This window comes from Thermaurantimonas aggregans (genome assembly GCF_003851885.1).
GTDB lineage: Bacteria > Bacteroidota > Bacteroidia > Flavobacteriales > Schleiferiaceae > Thermaurantimonas > Thermaurantimonas aggregans.
The window spans coordinates 1-21,068 of the sequence record NZ_BHZE01000009.1; the positions used below are offsets into that span (position 1 = coordinate 1).

The window sequence follows — 21,068 nt, forward strand, 5'->3', positions numbered from 1 at the left end:
AAATTTTTGCCTCTAAATAAAATTAACACCCAAAATGACGAAAATGGATTTTATAAATCATTGTATAACAAATATTTATAATTACAACTAAGCAAAAAATAAAAAATCTGCGGAAGTCAGGAAAAAATAAAAAACCTGGCGATCAATGCCAGGTTTTAAATCCACTTTAATTCAATCAAATCCGAATTATTCCACTGTAACAGACTTAGCCAGATTTCTCGGTTGATCTACATTACAACCCCTTAGCAAGGCGATGTGGTAAGACAGTAGTTGCAATGGAATTGTATTGATTATGGGAGAGAAGATGTTTTCAGTTTCAGGTACTTCAATGATGTGATCGGCTATAGATGCGATATCTTCATCATCGTGATTTACAATGGCCAAGATTTTTCCTTTTCGAGCCTTTACTTCTTGAACGTTTGAGAAAATCTTATCGTATTGATCGCTCTTAGGCGCAATCACAATTACAGGCATGTTTTCATCGATCAATGCGATGGGTCCATGCTTCATTTCTGCAGCCGGATAACCTTCAGCATGGATGTAGGAGATTTCTTTGAGTTTAAGAGCTCCCTCGAGCGCCACAGGGAAATTGTAACCCCGACCCAAATAAAGAGCGTTGTTTGAATCTTTATAAATCTCGGCCAAATATCTGGTAATCGGGTCACACTTAAGCGTTTCCTCTACTTTTTCAGGTATAGAGTTTAGCTCTATCAATAAACGCATGTAACGCGATTCACTTAAGGTTCCTTTCATGTAGCCGAGCTTCAAAGCCATGAGGGCAAGTACGGTTATCTGCGCTGTAAATGCTTTGGTAGATGCTACTCCAATCTCTGGGCCTGCATGTGTGTAGGCACCTGCGTGAGTTTCGCGGGCGATTGATGAACCAACGACATTACAAATTCCAAAAATCGTTGCCCCCATTGATTTGGCCAGCTTTACTGCTGCCAAGGTGTCGGCTGTTTCACCACTTTGGCTTATAGCAATTACCACATCTTTTTCATTAATAAGCGGATTGCGGTATCTGAATTCAGAGGCGTATTCTACTTCAACGGGTATTCGAACCAAATCTTCGATCATGTACTCGCCAACAAGGCCTGCATGCCACGAAGTGCCACAGCCGACGATGATGATACGGTTGGCGTTAAGAAACTTTTCTTTATACTCGTCAATACCGCGCATGTTAATAAGGCCTTGCTCAGGCAAGAGACGGCCTCTAAGAGTATCTCGAATAGAGCGCGGCTGCTCATAGATTTCTTTTAGCATGAAGTGTTCAAAACCACCTTTCTCGATCTGCTCGATATCCATTTGAAGTTGTTGGATATATGGGTTGATCGGAAGGTTTGTTGAAATTTCTTTGATTACCAGAGGTGCACCTTTTTTAATTAAAGCCATTTCTCCATCTTGTAAATACACCACCTTTTTGGTGTACTCTAAAAATGGGGTTGCATCGCTGGCAATGAAGTATTCGTCAGGTGCAAGCCCTATTACCAGAGGGCTTCCCATTTTTGCTACCACAATTTCATTTGGATTTCGCTTGTCGAAGACACAAATTGCATAGGCACCGATCACTTGATTTAAGGCTTGGCGTACAGCCATCTCCAGGGAGCAATCTTCAGCTTGTTGAATGTCTTCGATGAGATTTACGAGTACTTCTGTATCGGTTTCGCTGTAAAATTTGAATCCCCTGCTTAGCAAGGCTTCTTTAATGGAATGAAAATTTTCGATAATACCGTTGTGGATCAGAAATAAATTGCCCGATTGAGAAGTATGAGGGTGTGAATTCGTATCGCTCGGTTCACCATGTGTAGCCCAACGAGTGTGAGCAATGCCCATTTTGCCATCGTGGGGGGCAACGTCCGATATGCTTTCGAGATCCGATACTTTTCCTTTTTTCTTGTAGTAATGAATTTCTTTACCGTTGTGAATGGCAATACCGGCAGAGTCATATCCTCGATATTCCAATCTTTTGAGACCTTTTATCAGGATGGGATAAGCGTCTCGATAACCTAAGTAACCGACTATTCCACACATAGGTCTTCAGAATTTTGTGTAATACACTTTAATAATAGGTTTGAGGTCAGGGTTAGCATTGCCCACAATCGCAGTTCGATTTGCTGTCGAAATGCCGTTTTGAGCTTTAATCGCGATTTTCAATGTTGAGGTGCTTTTTAAAATGGATTCAGACACTTGTCGTGTCAAAGTAATGGTGTAAGAAGCATATCGGAAGCGCCCTCTTGTTAAAACTCCTGAAAATTCAGGTGAAGTAAACGATTCGTCTTTGATCACCGTTTGTTTTCCTGTGCTATCAATGACTAAGGCTGAAACTCGAGGGGGCGATATGTGGTTGCCCTCTATACCCGGTTTAATAGGAAGAACAATTTCAAATTTATTGAGGACTACACCTGGCTGCCTCAGCAGTGAGAAATCGGTAAATTTCACAACGGTATATGGACCGTTCATTGCAGCTATGTAGGTGGTGGCTTCACCGTTTATTGTGTCCTGATTGAGTCTTATTTGACTACCTGAGTAATCGTTGCTAAATACATTAACGACTGCATTGATGGGCACAGGTGAATTGTCGCCTTGTAATCTAAAAGTTCTGAAAATGGTGTTGGTATCACTGTCTCTGAAGTACAATCGGATAGCCGTAGCTATTTGAAAGGGGTTGAAATACAATATAGAATTGCCGCTTAGCGCTTCCACATATATGCCTTTAAAGTAATTCATAAAGGCATCTTGGTTGGCAAAGTCAGAAGCATTCGTACGGGAATGGTCGATAATTGCAGTTTTGAAGAAGTCTTTGTCAAGCTTTATGATCAAGAGAGGGCTGATGGTGTCATTACCTCTCGGTACACGTGTATTCGGACGAGGCACTATGGTAGCTTCTCCTAAAAGCTGCCCTTTAGTAAACATGTGATTTGAATAATAGGTGGAGTCTAAGTAAAGGCGATCTTCCAGTTTGTACACTTTAATGTGCATAGGAACACTTGTATCGCCATAGTGGCCTAAATATCGAAGCGTAAGCTCGACAGAGTCTAATACAGCATTGGCAGGGAAAGTAGGGTTAATCTGTTCCAGTAAAAAATTTGTGGCAAATGCACTTTTTGATTCTCCAAACTCTGAACTGTACAAGCGCCCAAGTAGCAATCTGCCAGTTAGGGAAGTTGGAATGGAATCGTCAAAACCGGTGTATGTTACAAACGGAATGGAGTCAGTAAACAGAAAATCAGCCTTTTGATCTTGAATCTGATCTAATCCCAGAGAGCCAAGATCTTTTTCACAGCTGAAAAATAAAAAAGGACACATGATGATGAGTGTCCTTTGCAGCAATTGTGCTTTGCGAATGTTTTTCATCAACTTTCTACACTTTCTAATTTGTGTATTTGATCGTAATGTTCTTTAAAAAAAGACTCAAGGTCGGTTATATTATATAATTCGTACACATTAGCTTCTGGATTGATGCGGTCTTTAAGCTCTAATCCAGGAGGAGGTGGATTGAGATAGGTATAAGTATCACAATAAGGCGCTGCCATGGCATAGAACTTTTCTACGTCGATCGGTTTATCTGCCGGAAAATCGATCGAAAGACCGTCGAAAGCTAAGATTTCAGCAAGTTGATTCGGCGTTTTTAGCACTTGCTGGTAGGGGAAAGTATATCGAGTGTAAACGATTTTGCTTTCTGCAAACAGAGGTTCGTTGTTGTAATACTTTTTGATGTACATAGGTATGAGTGCTGGCAGCCAGCCTGATATATGAATGATGTCAGGCGACCAGGCAAGTTTTTTTACTGTTTCAATTACTCCTTTGCAAAAGAAAACAAAGCGCTCGTCGTTGTCGTCAAAAGGTTGACCTTCATCGTTGAAAAAAGTGTATTTTCTTTTGAAAAATTCGTCATTGTCAATAAAGTACACTTGCATGCGCGCATGTGGCACACTTGCCACCTTGATGATAAGGGGCATGTCCATATCATTTACCACGATGTTGATTCCACTGAGTCGAATGACTTCGTGTAGTTGGTGCTTTCTCTCATTAATGACCCCAAAACGCGGCATAAAAATCCGCACTTCATTACCGGCATCTATCATTTTTTTTGGGAGGCTGAGCGAAAGCTTAGAGAGTGGGTTTTCGGGTAAAAAAGGGGTGATCTCTTGTGAAATGTACAAGATGCGCTTTTTACTCATACAAAGTACATTGGAAGTTTGAAAGAAAAGTACAGTATAACATAGATTGTGCAAAGGTACGAAGTATAGGTTACATAAAAAAACGAACGCGTAGATTTGTTCCGCATTTTCAATTTGTTTGAATGATCTTAGCAAATACCTCAAAGCAGCTTAATGAGGCACTGAGCTCAGGAAGAAAACAGGGATTAAAAATTGGATTTGTACCCACGATGGGGGCACTTCATCAGGGGCACGTTTCATTGATTGATAAGGCAAGACAGTCAACTGATGTGGTAGTTGTAAGTGTTTTCGTAAATCCAACGCAGTTTAACAATCCAGAGGACTTACAAAAGTATCCCCGCACGGTAGATGCTGATATTTCACTTTGCAAAACTTCAGGATGTGATGTGATGTTTTTGCCTGATGTATCAGAAATTTATCCCGAGGGTTTACAGCTAACGAAAGTCGATCTTCCACTCGGAAATCTCGGCAAGGTGATGGAAGCGGCATACCGTCCGGGGCATTTCGAGGGGGTAATATCAGTAGTATATAGATTGTTTTCAATCGTTCGGCCGGATGTGGCTTTTTTTGGTGAAAAAGACTATCAGCAACTTTTGATTGTCACTGAACTGGCAAAAAAATATTTTCCCAATATTGTTATTCATCCAGTTGAAACTGTTCGACTTACAGATGGGCTCGCTTTAAGCTCCAGAAATCTGCGACTGGATGAACAGTCTCGCGCTCAAGCATCTCATATTTATCAAGGCTTCTTAAAGGTTAGAGATTTTCTCAATGACAATCTTTCATGGAATCAGGAAAATTGTTTTAAAATTTTTGAAAATCACTTAAATAGGCATGCTCCTATTTTAAAAATTGAATACTTTTTGATAGCAGATCAGCGCAATCTCTTTCCTGCATCACCCACCACACCAAAAGAAGAACTTAGAGCATTTGCCGCTGTTTATGCTAATAACATTCGATTAATTGACAATATGAAATTGTTTTAGAACTTTGCGCCATGCAAATACAAGTAGTTAAATCAAAGATACATAGGGTACGTGTTACAGGTGCTGACCTCAATTACATCGGCAGCATCACTATTGACGAGGAACTTATGAAGGCTGCCAACATTATTGAGGGGGAAAAAGTATCTATCGTAAATATCAATAACGGAGAGCGTTTAGAAACGTATGTAATTAAGGGCGTGCCCGGCAGTGGTGAGGTTACATTAAATGGGCCTGCTGCTCGCAAAGTTCAGAAAGACGATATTATTATCATCATTTCTTACGGAATCATGGATTTTGAAGAGGCAAAGAAATTTAAGCCTATTATAATCTTCCCTGACGAGACCACCAACAGACTCCGATAACTAAGTTTTTTAATCATTGTGAGCCGAATTCTATCCGTTTTTAAACAGATTTTAAGGGTCCTTTTTTTTGTTTCTATTGGTGGATTTCTTTTGTATTTAGCATTAAAGAATATAGATCTTTCAAAGCTTTGGTATGATCTGCTGAGTGCCCGATATGAATACGTCATTATCAGCATGATTTTGGGCTATCTCGCCTTTATATCGCGAGGTATTCGCTGGAATTATTTACTCGAACCGATGGGATACCGAGTGCCCGTTTGGAAGTCAATTCATTCCATTTCGATCGGTTACTTAGCTAATGCAGCCATGCCTCGTGCCGGTGAAGTAATCCGTTGCACAGCTTTGCATCAGGCGACAAAAGTTCCAATCAATCGCCTTGTGGGCACAGTAGTGGCAGAGCGAGTGGTCGATATGTTAATGCTTATATTGAGTTTGTTACTGTCTTTGATATTTAATGTTGGAAAAATAGTTGCTTTCTACAACCAGACTTTTAAGACAGATGCTTCACCAAAGGATGCTTCGCTTAGTCCCAAATGGTTTGTGTTTGGAAGTATCCTTTTACTTGGCATAATAGTTTTTGCCTTCAAAAATAAACTCAAAGCTCTACCTATGATGAGTAAAATCAGAGAGCTGTGGGCTGGGTTCAGAGAAGGTATTTTTTCTGTAATGAATACCCCGAAACGTATTCCATTTATATTACATACTTTGTTTATCTGGTTTTGCTACTATTTAATGGTTCATATTGTGGTATTTGCATTACCAGCTACTGCGCATTTATCACTTTCAGATTCGCTGTTTATTATGATAGTTGCTGGCCTTGGCATGCTGGTTCCTGCTCCTGCAGGTATTGGATCTTATCATTATGCAGTAGTTACAGGCATGGGTATTCTGGGCATAGCTGCCGATACAGGAATGGCGTTTGCCACCTTGGTACACACAGGTCAATTTATTATGACCCTTGTTGCTGGTTTTGTCAGTTTGATTGGCATGTACGTGTGGAAGAGCAAGAAATCTGTAGTTGCTGATTTTTAAAACCTGTAGCTCAAGGATTCGAAAGACTTACCGGAAGAATTTTACCCTTAAAGAATTTATGCCCGTTTAAGAGAAACCATGTGACGAATTCAGCCATTTCAGCTGCAGATATGGGTGCCTTATAGCCTGGAAATGCTTCGCTGAGCATCTCTGTTTGTACAGCTCCAAAGGCAAGACCATTAAAGGTGTAACCAGTATCTTGAAATTCAGCTTGGAGACATTCAGTCAGAATAGTAACTGCTCCTTTGCTCGATGAATAAGCAGAAAGTCCGGGAAATTTCTGGCTACCATGTAGTCCTCCAATACTGCTTACGTTTACGATGTGTGCCTTGGGAGATAAATATTTTAGTGCTGTTTGTACGATTTGTACTATTGAAAACACATTGATTTGAAACACATCTGAAAAGTCCTGTTTATTCAGTAATGCGAACGGTTTATTGATTAAAAATCCTGCATTATTGAAGATTACATCTATTGAGCTGAGTTGAGAAAAAGCATCCTCGAGCTTAGTAATATCAGGATTTTTTAGATCGAAAGGAATATGTGTAAAATTTCCTGTAATAATATAAATTTCATCTATTTCAGGCGTTTTTCTCGATAAATTAAGTACACGATGTCCTTTTTTGAGCAAGAGGTGAATGGTTTTTAATCCAATTCCTCTTGATCCGCCTGTTACTACGATTGTTTTCATATCACTCAATAAATAAAAAAGCCGCACCAAAAGTAGGTGCGGCTTAAAAGTTTTTTGTTTATGCGGTTATTTTACAATTACGAGTTTGGAGCTGCCATTTAGTTGGGTATTTATATAAAGCTCCACGATGTATGTACCTGCTTTAAGATCAAATACATCGATTTTGAGTGACTTGACTTCAGGATTTACTTGATCGAAGCGCATTCTCTTCACTGTTTTACCAGTCAAGTCTCTAGCCACAATTTCCACAGTTGATGGCTGTTGTAGAGTCAAGTCAACACTTGTATAGCCATTTGCAGGGTTTGGATAGAGCGATAGAGATTGTTTTTGATTTTTTAGTGGTTCTTCGTTTGGCTCTTTTACGCTGATAGTTGCAAGGTTATCTGTGCGCATTATACCACGGCCATGTGTACCTGCATAAATGCGGCCAGAGAGCCAATTTCCTGTTTTCTTGTCAATGCCTACTTGCTGCTGACGGAGCATAAATACGGGCACATTGCCCATTCCGTCATTTTCACGTGTCCAAACGACGTTTGTGGCAGTGATATCTGCAGTAGAATACACACCGTATTCAGTACCAACGATTACCTGATTTGGGTTTTGGAAGTTTATTACACTGGCATACACTGGAAATTTAGGCATGTTTCCACCTTTAGCAGTGAATGTAGGCGATGCAGATAGTGCATTGTTGGAGTAGAAAATGTAATCCTGGTTTCCGTAGTTTCCGAGTGTAACTACCACTCTATTGGGGTTGTTAGGGTTGATCGAAATAGAGGTGATATATCTACCCGGGAAGGTGCGAATAGTACTTTGCTGAAGTGCGCGGTTTGTATTGGCGAAATCTGCAGTCACACTGTCACGAGCATTTTTGAGGTTTGTGAATCGAATTAGTTGACCGTTGTTAGTACCTACATATAGCACATCTCCATCATTAGATACTGCTAATGCTGAAACTTGAGTGCCAGCTCCAAAGTGTGCAAGACGCACCCAACGAGGAGTTTTTGTGAAGTCAAGAGCCTCGCGGGTCATAAACAATCCACCCACTAAGTTGGCTTGTGAATTTAAACCTACAAAGAACATAGATTGTACAGGGTCCTGAATTTTTATCGAATCCAGTGGTTCGAGATTTTGTGTTAAAGTGTAGGTGAACTTCTGTTGCAATGTTTTGGATTCTACTTCAAGCTTTGAACCACTGTTGTAGCGCACATTACACATGGCAACTATTTCTGGTGTTACACCCTGTTTAAAGCGTACAGTAAACTCTCCGGTTTGTGCATTGAAGTTTCCACTTTCGATTAATGGGCTTGAGAGCACACCTTGTGCGTTCGATTTAATTGTGTCGAAGGCAACTATGATTTTAAAGGTATTAGCTACAAAGATTGATGTTGCTTGAGGTCTTGGAAGCACTCCAGAGAAATCTCTTTTGTTTTGACCAAAACCAAGAGAAAGAACAGAAGGATTAGCCACAAACCAAACAGAATCCCAGCTAAAGGGGTCATTTCTGTTTTCCCAAAGCATAAAAGGTGTAACAAATGGAGCGAAGGCCGGGCTCAGAGTTGAACTTTGGTTATTGGGGTCCATCTTGGGGAAATCGTAGAACTCAAAGAAGGTGAGCCCACCTGTATTCGAACGACCTAAGATACCATATTGCATGGCTTTAAACTGCACATTCTTGTCGAGCTGTGAAATTTCTGTATAACCCCCATCTCCATCGCGATTTGAGCCGCGGAATTCGATGCTGGTAGTTCTATAGCCTGACTTAGGTGTATTTCCTTCTAAGTTCACGTAAATAGTACCATTGTCTTGGGTACCACCCATTACTTCACCGTCAAAAGAGTAAGAAACTGAGTAAAATTGGGTTGTAATATAACCGATATTTACCTCTGTCCAGGTAAAGCCATCGTCTGTTGAGCGGAAGACGCCACCGTCATTGGTGGCGTAAACGATTGTACCGTTAAGGCGATTGCCCACCAGCCTGTGTTGATCTACGTGTACGTAATAAGGGTTATTTGGTGATTTAAATGAAGAAGAGATTTGAGACCATCCACCGGTGAGAGACCACTCCCATAGATGTAATCCACCGACGAAAATTTTATCTCTGTTAACGGGTGAGACGGAAAGCATCATAGCAAACTGACCCTGATCGATGGGATTAAAAGTCGTAGAGCGCTGGCCAATAACTGTCCAGGTTTGGCCCTTGTTTGTACTCCGATATGCCCTTTGAAAGTTGCGCTGGACATCACAAGTGATCACGTAAACATAGTTGGGATCTTGTGGTGATACAGCCACAATTGATCTTTCGCCATTATCTACGGGAAGATCATTCGGGCCAGCTTGATTGGAGGGCTTTGAAATCTCCGTCCAGTTGTTTATTCCATCGGGTGAATAGAAGGTACGCATACCGATGCTAGCCCATACTCCTCCATCTTTGTCTTGTGAGAGGTCAGTACAACGAATTGTACCTGTAGGTCCTGATATGGGGTTTGTCCAAGTTTGGCCTCCATCGGTTGAATATCTCAAACCTCTATTTGTTCCTACCAAAATTCCATCGGGATATCCTTTGAGCGGAACCATAGCACCTACTGCTACCCAGTCTGCTCCAGTGCTATTAGGTGTAGGTACAGTGGATGGTAGCTGAGTAAAAGTAAGTCCGCGATCGGTTGATTTAAAAATCCCCTGTCCAAGAATACCACCAGCCCCTGTACCAAAGGGTGAGTAATACATGCTCTCGCCGGTGCCGTAGTAAATGTTTCCGTTTTCAGTCTGACAAATGGATACAACGGCCAGATTTTCTTGCATGATGTTGACAGGAGTCCAACTTACACCTGCATTGGTTGAACGATAGAGACCTCCACTTACTCCTCCGGCAAACATTAGGCTTGCATTGTCTTTATCTTGTAAGAATGCCCTTGTACGACCACCTATGTTATCAGGTCCCATTTCTACCCAAGTTAGGCCAAGAGATGTTGTCCTCTGCATGAATTTTTGATGCTCGAGCATGGCTTGAATTTCATCAGCTGGATTTACCTCACCGGTAATCTGATTTGCACGGATCTGATGTAGCCATTGGGCAGCACCCAAGGCATTGTCAACACCTGTAGTCTTTACTCTTGGCTGATACTTGATGGTCGAATTGGCATCATGTAACACATTGATCATCAATATTCCACCCATCATCAATGCTCCACCGAGAGCACCGAGCCACATTTTCCTATTCATATCCCTGTAGTTTTTTTCCATGTTGAAAAATCGATTTTTCAAAAATATTAAAATTTTTCGTTTTAAAAGTTTTAGACCAAATGTTTTTCAGCGTGATATGATGAGCGTACCAGCGGACCACTCTCCACGTATATGAAGCCCATTTTCAGACCCTCTTCTTTGAGGTATTCGAATTCCTCTGGGGGCACAAATCGAGCTACTGGAAGGTGCTTTTTAGTAGGCTGTAAGTATTGGCCAAGGGTTATTACGTCTACATTGGCTGACTTTAAATCGCGCATAGTTTCCAACACCTCTTCAATAGTTTCACCTAACCCAAGCATGATGCCCGATTTTGTTCTTCTCTGGCCTTGCTCTTTGATGTATCTCAAGACTTCAAGGCTTCTGTCGTACTGGGCTTGGATGCGCACTTTTCGAGTAAGTCTGCGCACGGTCTCCATGTTATGGCTAATAATTTCTGGGGCAGCTTCGATTACGCGGTCGATGTTGCGCCTTTCTCCTTTGAAATCGGGTATTAAGGTTTCCATGGTAGTGCCTGGGCTTATTCGCCTGATGGCCCTGATGGTTTCAGCCCAAATAATGCTTCCTCCATCGGGTAGGTCGTCGCGGTCTACTGATGTAATAACGGCGTGCTTTACTTTCATTAGCTTTACTGACCGGGCCACTCGTTCAGGCTCATCCCAATCCACCGAATCGGGTCTGCCGGTGGCTACTGCACAGAAACCACATGATCTCGTACATACATTTCCGAGAATCATAAATGTAGCAGTGCCGGCACCCCAGCACTCTCCCATGTTCGGACAGTTTCCGCTCTCACAAATGGTGTGAAGTTTATAATTATCAACCAGTTTGCGAACTTTTTTGTACTGGTCGCCTGTCGGAAGCTTTACGCGTAACCATTTTGGTTTGTGAATCTTTTCATTACTTGCCTTCGGCTCAATAGTTACTGTTGATTCACTCACCTCGATCAATTCCATCTTTTGCCGAAATTAATGTTAATAAATAACTGAAAAAAGACTGAGGGGTTTACATAGTCATACAAAATTGGTATCTGACGCCTGAAAGCATCAGCTATCAATCCGATTTCAATAGATTTAATGACGTCATCAGTGCCGAAGTAATCGAATATAAAGGATGATTTAAGGTAAACTCCCGGTTCGATTGCTGTTTCGCCAAGGCCTTGAAAAAAACTTGCTTGTCCTAAAATATTTTGTTGAGGTTCGGCAGGGTTGTACCGCCTAATTAAAATTTTATCCGGCCCAAAAGTAGTTTCAGGATTTTCGACCTCGATGTACACCGGCTTCAGAAAACCAATCGATACACCACCAGCTATCAGCCACGATACGATTATTCCATTTTGATCGTAGCGGTCGTAAAGGATTTTTTCGCGAAAGTAGCCTGTTCTCAGTACGTAGAAACTGTTGATTTTATTCATTACGAAGCCCCTAGAATTACCAGGTAAAATGCCATAGGATTTTACTTCTTTTTCGTGTCGAAGATTAACTAAATCGGCTTCCAAACCATATTTTTTGAAATTCGTAGGGTAATAACTTCTCCTGAAACTTATTCCATATCCTCGTGTGTGTAATTGGAGGCCAACAGTGAAATCGTTGTCGTACACCAATCTTTTATAGTCAGCACTGTTGCTTTGCTGAGCTACAGATGCAATACTTGTCCATGCAAGTAAAATGACTGATGTACATCGGAGAAATTTCACACGTTGGCTTCAGATTTAATGGTGATTTGTGAATAGGCCGGACATTTTTCTTTCGATCTGCAAGAGGACAGGAGCAGTAGTATTGCTGAAACGAAGATCAAAGTGGCTAAGTGGCGCTTCATGTGGTTCGACTTTTTGCTTACTTAAATCAACCTACAAACATAGTACTTTTGTTTTCATTCATCAAACTGAAAGTGAAAAACCCATCTTTACAGATCTTACAAGAGTTGTATCCTGACTATTTCACCGACGAGGTAATACAAGCTGAATATTTTCAGAAGCTTGCGGAATTTGTGGCCGAAGAACGTAAGAAATACATTATTTATCCTGAAAAGAAAAACGTATTCAATGCACTTAAAGTGCCGCCTTCAGAGGTAAAGGTTGTAATTCTGGGACAAGACCCTTATCACGCGCCCGGTCAAGCGAATGGCTATTGTTTTTCAGTGCCCAAAGGCATTCCACTTCCTCCCTCACTGATTAATATTTTTAAAGAATTAAAAGATGATTTGGGAATTGATCGGGGAAATAATGGTGATTTGACTGGCTGGGCTCAGCAAGGGGTAATGTTGCTCAATGCCGTATTGACAGTGCGTCAAGGTCAACCTGGCAGCCATGCCAATAGGGGTTGGGAAATCTTCACCGATCATGTGATCAAGACAGTGCAGCGCAGTACAAAGAATGTGATTTTTGTGCTTTGGGGCGCTTATGCCAAGAAGAAACAAGCTTTGATTGACCCGTCGCGTCATTTTGTAATCACTGGCGCACATCCGTCGCCACTGAGTGCTTATCAAGGATTTTTCGGTGGAAAATACTTTTCTAGAATCAATGCGTTACTAATAGAAAAAGGAAAAATTCCCATTGATTGGAGCCGTTGATTGGAGCTTTTATGCTGTTTCGAATTTTGCTTGCTGATTCATGTTGCTTTGTTTCGGCTCAAGATTCTATATCTTACAGAGTGCTTGATGCGTTGAGCGACTCTGTATTTTCCAGTCGAGGTGTATTTTTCTCTAAAATTGACTCACTTTTTTTGCTTTACAACCATCCTTTTTACACATTCAAAGAAGTAAAAAGAGATTCTTGTGTTGTTTTCTACTTGAATTCTGGTATTGGCTTAACTGATTCTGTAATAGTGACTGAAAGTGGGTTGTTTATGCCCAATGAGAAGATTTCAATTACACAACTTAAAAATAAGTCCCGAGAAGTTGTACAAAAATGTACCAACAATGGGTATCCATTTGCTCGGGTAGTTCCGAGAGTTTTGTACTACAACACCAACATCCCGGTAATAAAAGTCGAAGTTGATTCAGGTCCACTTATAAAAATTGATAGTCTTATTATTAAATCTGAGAAATCGATCAACATTACTGTCATAAAAAGGATTTCTGGATTGCGTATTCCGATGGCTTATAGTCAAAAAAAAATAGATGAGGCACTAGAGCGAATTTCCGCATCAGGGTTTTTAGAGTTTAGCGCCCCTTCATCGGTTCTTTTTACCGAGGAAGGAAGTATTCTGTATTTGTATGCTAAACAAAAACAATCTGTTTTTGGCGATCTAATTATTGGTTTGAATTCTGACAATCAACAACGAACTGTTATAACAGGCGAAGCTCAGTTATCCCTCAGTAATTTATTTGGAAGTGCTGAAAAAATTTCTATTCAATGGCGAGCGCCGGCTACTTTTCAACAGTTTCTCCACCTCCGTGGGGATTTTCCCTTTTTATTTCATACGCCCATCGGTCTTAGTTTTGACTTTCAGGTATTTCGACAAGATTCAACGTTTGCCCGTTTTAGCTCACGCATTGGAGCCGCCTATTATTTTTCATCGACAGTGAGTGCCGGTCTTGGTTGGATGCGTGAAAGATCTTCATCTGTAAACTTGGTTGAAGTTGGTTTCATGCCCTTTTCGTCTACCTATCAGCTTGTTCACGTGCAATACAATGGTAAGAGGGGCAAAGGCTCAAGTAAAAAAGGGCTTCGAAATGTACTTGAAGTTGGGATTGGCACGATTAGAAAAAGTGAAACTCTGGAGAACCGCCTTAGATTGCTGTGGGAGGCAGATGCAGATTTGCCAATTTCAAAAAATCACAAAATTTTTGGATCATTTTTTTTAAAAAGCATTAACGGCCCGGGGATTTTGCTCAACGAATCTTACCGTACGGGAGGTTTCGGCAGCATTCGCGGTTTTAACGAATGGTCGTTTTTCGTCACTTCTGCCGCATTAGGTGTTTTGGAATACAGGATTTATTTGGACTACAATTCCTACATTAAAATGTTTTACGATGCGGGTTGGCAATCGATTACCGGCGGAAGCAAAGGGTATTATCAAGGTTTTGGTGCAGGGTTGGCACTACCGGTGTCGGTAGGCATGTTTCATGTTGATGTAGCTGTTGGAAAATTTCCCAATATGCCCATGGATTTTCGAAATACTCGTCTTCACATAGGTTTTAGGTCTGGGTTAGATTAGGAATTTTTAGCTTTTTCTTCAAACCATCGCTTTATCATTTTTTGAGCATTAGGCACTGTTTTTAAGGCCCATTCAAAAAGTTGTTCCTTTTCTTGTTCTGGGGTGAGTTGCCAAGGGATGTTTTCTTCTATGAGGCGTTTTCTGAGCCGGTACATCAGTATCCCTGCAGTCACTGACACATTGAGGCTTTCTGTAAAACCTACCATTGGAATCATCACAAATCCATCGGCCTGTTGAATGATTTCTGGGTGAAGTCCATGCCGCTCAGAGCCAAGAGCTATGCAAAGAGGTGTAGATAAGTCAAGGTCTTCTAAGGTATTTCCGCTGGCATGAGGGCTGGCAGCGATAATTCGGTAGCCTTTTGATTTAATGATTTTTAGAGCGCTTTCATATTTCCCATTTTCGGCGTGTAGAGCCTTTGGGCGAACCCATTTCTGTGCGCCCATAGCGATCTCCTCGTTTACCTTGTAACGATATTTGTCTTCCAAAACGTAAATCTCGCTAAATCCGAAGCAATCAGCTGAGCGAATAATGGCACTGGCATTTTGCTCGTGATAGAGGTTATCTGCCAGCCAAGAGATTCGGCGAGTACGTTCTTTTACAAGTTTTGAAAATAGTTGTTTTTTGTGATCGGTGAGTAAATCGTACAAACGGTCAAAGAATTCTATTCCTTCGATCTCTTGCATCTAAGCGTTAGTATTAGCAATGTGTTAGAAAAATCTTTCGTCTATTTTAGCGCGCAAATTTAGAAGCTCTGTTTATGTGGAATAAAATTGTACGAATTGCCTTAACTGTAGGGTTATTTCTTGCAAGTATCTGGCAGTTCGTTTTGGTAAATATTGGCAATGGAATTTTTTTATTGTTGCTGAGCGGAATTGTGCTGTTGTCATACTTCAGAAACGAAAATATGATAATGGCGCTCTGGTACCTGCGCACTCAAAAATTTGACAAAGTAAAAAAGTGGCTGTCGAGAATTAAGAATCCAGAAAAATCGCTAATTAAGTCGCAGGCTGCATATTACTATTTGCTCCAAGGGCTTGTAAGTGGACAGGAACAAAATCTGAATGAGGCTGAGAAAAACATCAAGCGCGCAATGGCTTTGGGCTTAAGAATGAAGACCGATGAAGCTATGGCGTGCCTCCAGATGGCAGGTATTGCCTTAGCACGTCGCCGTAAGACTGAAGCAACTATGTGGCTCAATAAAGCCAAACAACTTGATGAAAAGAAATTACTGGCTGACCAGATAAAACAAGTGAAGACTCTGCTGAATAAATTTTAACAAGGTCCGGAGTTTTTTACTACCAGATACAAAAACCAGGCGTATCCGTAAAATCGAAGATAGCGTGTAGTTGCCAGAAGTAAATAACTTTTAAAGGGATAGCGCACTGCACCGGTCACTACACTCGTAGGTGAAAATGGCAGGGGAGCTAAAGCTGAAACTACAATGAGCACTCCTCCAAATTTTTTGAGAAGCCGAAATTGTTGTTGAAACTTTTCGTCGATCCAATACTTAACTACCGGAATGTTGTAAAGGAGCCTTCCATAGCTATAGCTAATCACTCCACCTATGTAACTCAGTGAGGCGAGGATAAAGACAATTCTGTAAGGATGCTCAAAACTTTTAGCCCATACGATGAATACGTCAGGCGATAATATTCCGGTAAAGCTTTCTGATAAAAACAGAATACCCATGATAAGCCATGCAGGGTATTGATTGAGATGGGTGCATACAAAGTGATTGAAATCAAAAACATAATGCGTAAGCACCCAAAAGATGCCCATGAAAATGGCAATAGTGATGATCAGTTTCCAAATGTTTTGGCTAAGAAAAGTGTAAAAGCCCTTTTTTTTATTTACATAATGGAATAACTCAAGGTATTTTGAGAGATTTCGTTTTCTTCTCTTCAAGGAATTTGTTGAATGGCCTTTTGTCACTGTCCTTGTGCTGATTTCCTCGACGACTTATAGTGGCGGTACATGGCGTATGCTATGACAGATACAAGCAAATATGGAATTGACATCAAAAACAGTATGCCAAAATTCAAGTTTTTAGCCGCCACATTTCCGCTTGACGACTCTGCCACAGCTTTACACATAGCACATTGAGCATGCGTATCAGCCATGTTCAGAAGTATGCTTGTAGAAAGAAATACAAGAAACAAAAAAATCTTTCTCTTCATCATGCCGGATAATATGGCGACATAAAAACATAAACTAAGACTCCTGTAATAGCCACGTACAGCCAAATGGGGTAGGTGTATTTCACCAGTGCTTTGTGTTTAGCGATCTCCATCGTACTGCCTCTGTAAATAGAAAGCATAGCCAAAGGTAGTACAGGCACAGATAGGGTAATGTGACTAATCAAGATGAAAAAATAAAGCGTTCTCATCCAACCTTCACCGCCGTAAGGTGTTGGTGGGTTTGACAGTTTTGAAATCACATATGACACTAAGAAGAGTGCAGAAAGTACAAATGCACCCATCATCACAGCTCTGTGTAGCTGAATGTTTTTTTTCGAAATGAAAATGCCACCAAGAATCAGCAGCACAGCGGTAGTACCGTTTAGGATAGCATGAAATGCCGGCAGCTTCTTAGCTTGAGGAAAGGAGTGTTGCAGGCTAAAGAACTCCGGATAAATCATCAGCAACGCTACGGCAATCGGTATTAAAATAGAAAGAGCTGTAATTAAAGGAATGATAATGCGGTCGTTTTTTTGAAGTGTAAGTGGCATATTACTTCGATTTTTTTTGTTTTTTACGCTTGAGTGACTCCAATTTTTCGTATTCGGCTATGAGTACCGATATGTCTTCCTGAATCTCTTTCAGTGCCATTTGATCTAAACTGCTGTAAGCACCGATGATGTTTCCTTGGTCATCGCGTCTAGAACGCAGGCGACCCTCCCAATCGACGAGTACAATCAGCTCTGAGTGTAAAAATCCGCCTGGTGCTGTTTCGTCTTCCATGGCGTTTAGAAAAACAGCCTTAGCCAAGTCGTAGATGCTGTCTTTATCGCCCGTTACAAATTTCCATACTGTTCTACCATTTACGTCCGCAGCACCTATTTGTCGAGCATAAGCTTCGAGTACCTCTACTGTGTCGTGAAGGGGATCGACGGTAAATGACAATATTTGAAAATTGTCAAAACCTTTAAAACGGTCGTAAATGCGCTCTTTGATGTGGAAGTTCATCGGCCCGCAAATGCTTGGGCAAGTGGTAAAAAAGAAGTTAATGGCTGTAATTTTACCTTTCAGAGAGTCTGAAGTGATTATTTCTCCTTTATGGGTTATACCTCTAAAATAAGGCACTGTGTAGCGAATGGTGTCATAAATTGTATTTCCCTTGTCATCAGTTTTAGTAACCACTTCTGATGGGCCGAAGTAGTCCAGCGTTTGAAAAAAGACTTCGCGAGCTGAATACACAAAAACAAGATAAAGTAAAACGGGCACTATCAGTATCGATACCAATAATGCCCGCTTGTAAATTCTTTTCATCAGCTTCTAACCTTTTGCACTAAAAAAAGAACAGACCCTTACACAAAATGGTTTAAAAACCTATTTTGTACATGTAAGAACCTTCAGTAAGTACTATAAAGGTAATGTATGGAATTAAAATGAAGGTAGGCAACGCTAAAGTCCAAACCAGATTTTTCTTTTCATACTTCACATGCATGAAGTAGGCTACTATGTAGTATGCCTTAAGGAGAGTAAGAATGATGAAGATGTGGTTGAGCAAGCGTGTGCCCATCACTTCTACCATCAGTGGCTCAGGATGAATGATACCTAATGCTACTTCAACTGCAGTGACGATGAGAAGTATGAAAAACACAGTCCAAATTGTACGGACCATTTTTTTGCTGTCGTGTTCGTGTGCCATCTCTACTCAAATTTTATTACACAAGATAAAAGAATGTGAAAACAAATACCCAAACAAGGTCAACGAAGTGCCAGTACAGTCCAACTTTTTCCACCATTTCATAGTGACCTCTGCGCTCGTAAGTGCCTAGGAGTACATTGGCAAAAATCACAATGTTTAAAACTACACCTGAGAAAACGTGGAAGCCGTGGAAGCCTGTAATGAAGAAGAAGAAGTTAGCAAATAAGGTGTGCCCGTATTCATTTTGCTTCATGTTGGCTCCTTGTACCACTTCAGCTTTTTTGATCATAGATTCAGATTCAGAGCGCGAGTAGATTTTACCCACTTTTCCTGGATCCATCAGGCGGGCTTCTTTATTAGCCATAAAGCCTGCACGCACTTGTTCAGCTGTAAATTTTTCATGGTGCTCACCGTGGGCATTGTGTTCTTTACCATGCACAACTTCAGCCAGCGAAATTCTGTGGCCTTTTTCGTCGGCTATGTAGTAAACCGTATTTTCTACCTTTACAGAGCCGTGCTCACCCATGATGAAGTGATACCACTCCCATGCTTGGGAACCCAAGAAAATAAAACCACCAACTATGGTCAAAAATAACCAAAGAGCTACCTTATCCTTCTTCTTTTGATGGCCGGCATTTACAGCTAATACCATCGTCACTGAGCTCATGATGAGGATGAAGGTCATAAGAGCAACATATAGCAATGGATGGTCGCCCTCTAAATATGGAAAATGTGTGAAAACACTTTCTGGAACGGGCCATGTATCAGAATATCGGAATCTAATTAAACCATAAGCCGTAAGAAATCCTGTAAAAGTCAGCGCATCAGAAATGAGGAAGAACCACATCATCAGCTTGCCATAGCTGGCAGCAAATGGCTCATTTCCACCGCCCCAAACATTTTCGTTGTTCTCTGAAGTCACACTATGCGTAGCCATGTAGGTAAACTGTTTAAAAATTTTGGCTGCAATTTTAGCGATAAAAAGTTAAAAAGGTGTACAAAAAAATCCACACAAAGCCCAAAAAGTGCCAAAAGATAGAGGCTAAGGTGTAACCCAAATGGTCATCTTCAGTGTAGCTGTGGCGGGCAGCCTTTACCGAAGCCACCGAAAGCGCTATCAAACCTCCGAATATGTGCAGTAAATGCAAAAAGGAAATGGCATATATCCAGCTGCCAGACGTAAAGGAACCGGGCCCTGTAAAATAGATGTTGCGGCTGATTAGGTTTTGATATGCTGCTATTTGAAAATAGCAGAATAGCGCTCCGAGCACCAATGCAGTCACCATATACCAGCCAGCTCTTTCGATGTTTTTTTTGGCTTGTGATTGTCCAATAAATAATACAATCGAGGAAAGTACAATTATTATAGTGCTGTAAATAAATTGATTTGGCAGCTTAAACTCTACCCACTGACCCTTCTCTAGCAGAAATCCTCGGCTCACGATGTAGCCACTCACCAAACCAGCAAAAGCCATAAAGATGCTGCCCATAGATACCCAAAGGAGGGGTTTGGCTGCGCGTTTGCGCTGCTGCTTGAGCAAAAGCTTATCGTCTTGCATCCTCTGTGTGCCAAAATCGTTATATTGTTTCATTGCAATAGGTATTTATCCATTACATAAATCACTTGCATTAATGTGAGGTAGATAATGCTTGTTCGCATCACCTTGCGAGCATTGTACTTCGTGGGCTTTTTGTGCAGCTCAAAAGCAGACCGAACGAAATAAAAGCCAATTACAAGTATCCCAACTGTGGAATAAACAGATAAATGGAGTTTACCAGTAAAATGAAAGACGGGTAAAACGCTTGCAATCACAACTGCGATCGAATACATGAGTATTTGAAAAGAACTCCTTGCATCCGGATTGCCGCTTGGCAAGAGGATGTAATTCACTTTCAGATAGTCGTCGTGCAAAATCCAGGCAATCGCCCAGAAATGAGCAAACTGCCATAAAAATTGAATGGCAAACAAGGTTCCAGGTTCAATTCCAAATCGTCCGGTGGCAGCTACCCATCCAAGCATAAAAGGCATTGCTCCTGGTATGGCACCTACAAAAACTGCAAAAGGTGTTACACCCTTTAAAGGAGTGTAGGCGAAAACATATAGCAACAATGAAGCTACTCCAAAAGCAGCTGTCAATGAATTGACTTTAAATAGATAAAAAACTCCTGCCAGTGATAATAAAATGGCAGCCAAGTAAGCTTCAGCCAATGTGAGTCGGCCTGCTGGCAGTGGCCGATGGCTGGTGCGCGCCATTCGGGCATCGATGTCTTTTTCTATGATTTGATTAAAAGCATTGGCAGCCATTGTTATCAGCAAACCGCCAAGTACTAAGCTTAAAAAGGTTTTCCACTCGAAAGCTGAAGTTGCTACCAGATATCCTGCACCAGCTGAAAATACTACGCTGAACGACAGGCGTACTTTACCTAAAAGCAGCAAGTCTTTCCACTTCGATAGCGTGAGGTAACTCTGTAAAAGTGCCGACATTAACTATACTCAGAAAAAAGTGCACAAAAGTAAGACGTTTTAAGCTGGATGTTGTTTGCTT

23 protein-coding genes are annotated in these 21,068 nt (G+C 41.1%); 6 read left to right on the forward strand and 17 right to left on the reverse strand.

Annotated features, from left to right (window positions below):
• Nucleotides 1-186: 186 nt before the first annotated feature.
• Genes glmS through EIP89_RS05585 form a run of 3 tightly spaced genes read right to left on the reverse strand, consistent with a single transcriptional unit; the run spans nt 187 to nt 4,181 of the window.
• Nucleotides 187-2,031, reverse strand: a complete 1,845-nt coding sequence (gene glmS / locus EIP89_RS05575; protein WP_124397681.1) for a glutamine--fructose-6-phosphate transaminase (isomerizing) — start codon at nt 2,029-2,031, stop codon at nt 187-189.
• A 6-nt stretch (nt 2,032-2,037) separates the two neighbouring features.
• Entirely contained in the window at nt 2,038-3,354 is a 1,317-nt protein-coding gene (locus tag EIP89_RS05580) for a DUF4270 family protein (RefSeq protein WP_124397682.1), read from the reverse strand.
• Nucleotides 3,354-4,181 (reverse strand): glycogen/starch synthase, encoded by an 828-nt coding sequence (locus EIP89_RS05585; RefSeq protein ID WP_124397683.1) that lies wholly within the window; start codon nt 4,179-4,181, stop codon nt 3,354-3,356. Before EIP89_RS05585 ends, EIP89_RS05580 begins: the two co-directional genes overlap by 1 nt.
• 122 nt (nt 4,182-4,303) lie before the next feature.
• On the opposite strand from EIP89_RS05585, the gene panC reads away from it, so the two are divergent.
• The 3 genes from panC to EIP89_RS05600 are packed head-to-tail and all read left to right on the forward strand — an operon-like array spanning nt 4,304 to nt 6,561.
• Entirely contained in the window at nt 4,304-5,167 is an 864-nt protein-coding gene (gene panC, locus EIP89_RS05590; protein WP_124397684.1) for a pantoate--beta-alanine ligase, read from the forward strand.
• Nucleotides 5,168-5,178: 11 nt separating this feature from the next.
• Nucleotides 5,179-5,529 carry an aspartate 1-decarboxylase gene (gene panD / locus EIP89_RS05595; RefSeq protein WP_124397685.1) on the forward strand — a complete coding sequence of 117 codons (351 nt, stop codon included), beginning with the start codon at nt 5,179-5,181 and terminating at the stop codon, nt 5,527-5,529.
• Between the two features lie 18 nt (nt 5,530-5,547).
• The gene (locus EIP89_RS05600) at nt 5,548-6,561 is read left to right on the forward strand and encodes a lysylphosphatidylglycerol synthase transmembrane domain-containing protein (RefSeq protein WP_218019333.1); all 1,014 of its coding nucleotides are present in this window, start codon (nt 5,548-5,550) and stop codon (nt 6,559-6,561) included.
• Nucleotides 6,562-6,571: 10 nt separating this feature from the next.
• Here the strand turns inward: EIP89_RS05600 and EIP89_RS05605 are convergent, their stop codons facing one another.
• From EIP89_RS05605 to EIP89_RS11695, 5 genes are all read right to left on the reverse strand, one after another.
• A complete protein-coding gene (locus EIP89_RS05605; protein WP_124397687.1) occupies nt 6,572-7,252 on the reverse strand; it encodes an SDR family NAD(P)-dependent oxidoreductase in 681 nt (226 codons plus the stop codon).
• 66 nt (nt 7,253-7,318) lie between these two features.
• A complete protein-coding gene (locus tag EIP89_RS05610) occupies nt 7,319-10,471 on the reverse strand; it encodes a T9SS type A sorting domain-containing protein (protein ID WP_160160531.1) in 3,153 nt (1,050 codons plus the stop codon).
• A gap of 71 nt (nt 10,472-10,542) precedes the next feature.
• Complete coding sequence (lipA, locus tag EIP89_RS05615) at nt 10,543-11,445, reverse strand: lipoyl synthase (protein ID WP_124397689.1); 903 nt, start codon at nt 11,443-11,445, stop codon at nt 10,543-10,545.
• Nucleotides 11,436-12,185 carry a hypothetical protein gene (locus tag EIP89_RS05620; protein ID WP_124397690.1) on the reverse strand — a complete coding sequence of 250 codons (750 nt, stop codon included), beginning with the start codon at nt 12,183-12,185 and terminating at the stop codon, nt 11,436-11,438. Before EIP89_RS05620 ends, lipA begins: the two co-directional genes overlap by 10 nt.
• Nucleotides 12,182-12,307, reverse strand: a complete 126-nt coding sequence (locus tag EIP89_RS11695; RefSeq protein ID WP_262607415.1) for a hypothetical protein — start codon at nt 12,305-12,307, stop codon at nt 12,182-12,184. The genes EIP89_RS05620 and EIP89_RS11695 overlap by 4 nt, the downstream gene beginning before the upstream one ends.
• A gap of 72 nt (nt 12,308-12,379) precedes the next feature.
• Between EIP89_RS11695 and ung the strand changes: the two genes are divergently transcribed.
• Nucleotides 12,380-13,060, forward strand: a complete 681-nt coding sequence (ung, locus tag EIP89_RS05625) for a uracil-DNA glycosylase (RefSeq protein WP_174706046.1) — start codon at nt 12,380-12,382, stop codon at nt 13,058-13,060.
• Nucleotides 13,048-14,649: a BamA/TamA family outer membrane protein gene (locus EIP89_RS05630; protein WP_124397691.1), complete on the forward strand. Its 1,602-nt coding sequence runs from the start codon at nt 13,048-13,050 to the stop codon at nt 14,647-14,649. The genes ung and EIP89_RS05630 overlap by 13 nt, the downstream gene beginning before the upstream one ends.
• Here EIP89_RS05630 and EIP89_RS05635 read toward each other — a convergent pair.
• Nucleotides 14,646-15,335, reverse strand: a complete 690-nt coding sequence (locus tag EIP89_RS05635; protein ID WP_124397692.1) for a TrmH family RNA methyltransferase — start codon at nt 15,333-15,335, stop codon at nt 14,646-14,648. The two genes, EIP89_RS05630 and EIP89_RS05635, sit on opposite strands and share 4 nt — an antisense overlap.
• A gap of 74 nt (nt 15,336-15,409) precedes the next feature.
• Between EIP89_RS05635 and EIP89_RS05640 the strand changes: the two genes are divergently transcribed.
• A complete protein-coding gene (locus tag EIP89_RS05640; protein WP_124397693.1) occupies nt 15,410-15,928 on the forward strand; it encodes a DUF2892 domain-containing protein in 519 nt (172 codons plus the stop codon).
• Here EIP89_RS05640 and EIP89_RS05645 read toward each other — a convergent pair.
• From EIP89_RS05645 to cyoE, 8 genes are read right to left on the reverse strand one after another with little or no spacing between them, the layout of a single operon-like run.
• Nucleotides 15,925-16,557, reverse strand: a complete 633-nt coding sequence (locus EIP89_RS05645) for a YqaA family protein (RefSeq protein WP_124397694.1) — start codon at nt 16,555-16,557, stop codon at nt 15,925-15,927. The two genes, EIP89_RS05640 and EIP89_RS05645, sit on opposite strands and share 4 nt — an antisense overlap.
• Nucleotides 16,558-16,580: 23 nt before the next feature.
• Entirely contained in the window at nt 16,581-16,832 is a 252-nt protein-coding gene (locus tag EIP89_RS05650; protein ID WP_245966104.1) for a CAMCR motif-containing small membrane protein, read from the reverse strand.
• The gene (locus EIP89_RS05655) at nt 16,829-17,380 is read right to left on the reverse strand and encodes a DUF420 domain-containing protein (protein ID WP_124397696.1); all 552 of its coding nucleotides are present in this window, start codon (nt 17,378-17,380) and stop codon (nt 16,829-16,831) included. Before EIP89_RS05655 ends, EIP89_RS05650 begins: the two co-directional genes overlap by 4 nt.
• 1 nt (nt 17,381) lies before the next feature.
• Nucleotides 17,382-18,140 carry an SCO family protein gene (locus tag EIP89_RS05660; protein WP_124397697.1) on the reverse strand — a complete coding sequence of 253 codons (759 nt, stop codon included), beginning with the start codon at nt 18,138-18,140 and terminating at the stop codon, nt 17,382-17,384.
• 52 nt (nt 18,141-18,192) lie between these two features.
• Nucleotides 18,193-18,495: a cytochrome C oxidase subunit IV family protein gene (locus EIP89_RS05665; protein WP_245966105.1), complete on the reverse strand. Its 303-nt coding sequence runs from the start codon at nt 18,493-18,495 to the stop codon at nt 18,193-18,195.
• 43 nt (nt 18,496-18,538) lie between these two features.
• Nucleotides 18,539-19,459, reverse strand: coding sequence for a cytochrome c oxidase subunit 3 (locus EIP89_RS05670; RefSeq protein WP_124397699.1), 921 nt, complete (start codon nt 19,457-19,459; stop codon nt 18,539-18,541).
• Nucleotides 19,460-19,493: 34 nt separating this feature from the next.
• A complete protein-coding gene (locus EIP89_RS05675; protein ID WP_124397700.1) occupies nt 19,494-20,114 on the reverse strand; it encodes a cytochrome c oxidase subunit 3 in 621 nt (206 codons plus the stop codon).
• Entirely contained in the window at nt 20,111-21,007 is an 897-nt protein-coding gene (gene cyoE, locus EIP89_RS05680) for a heme o synthase (RefSeq protein WP_124397701.1), read from the reverse strand. The genes EIP89_RS05675 and cyoE overlap by 4 nt, the downstream gene beginning before the upstream one ends.
• Between the last annotated feature and the right edge of the window lie 61 nt (nt 21,008-21,068).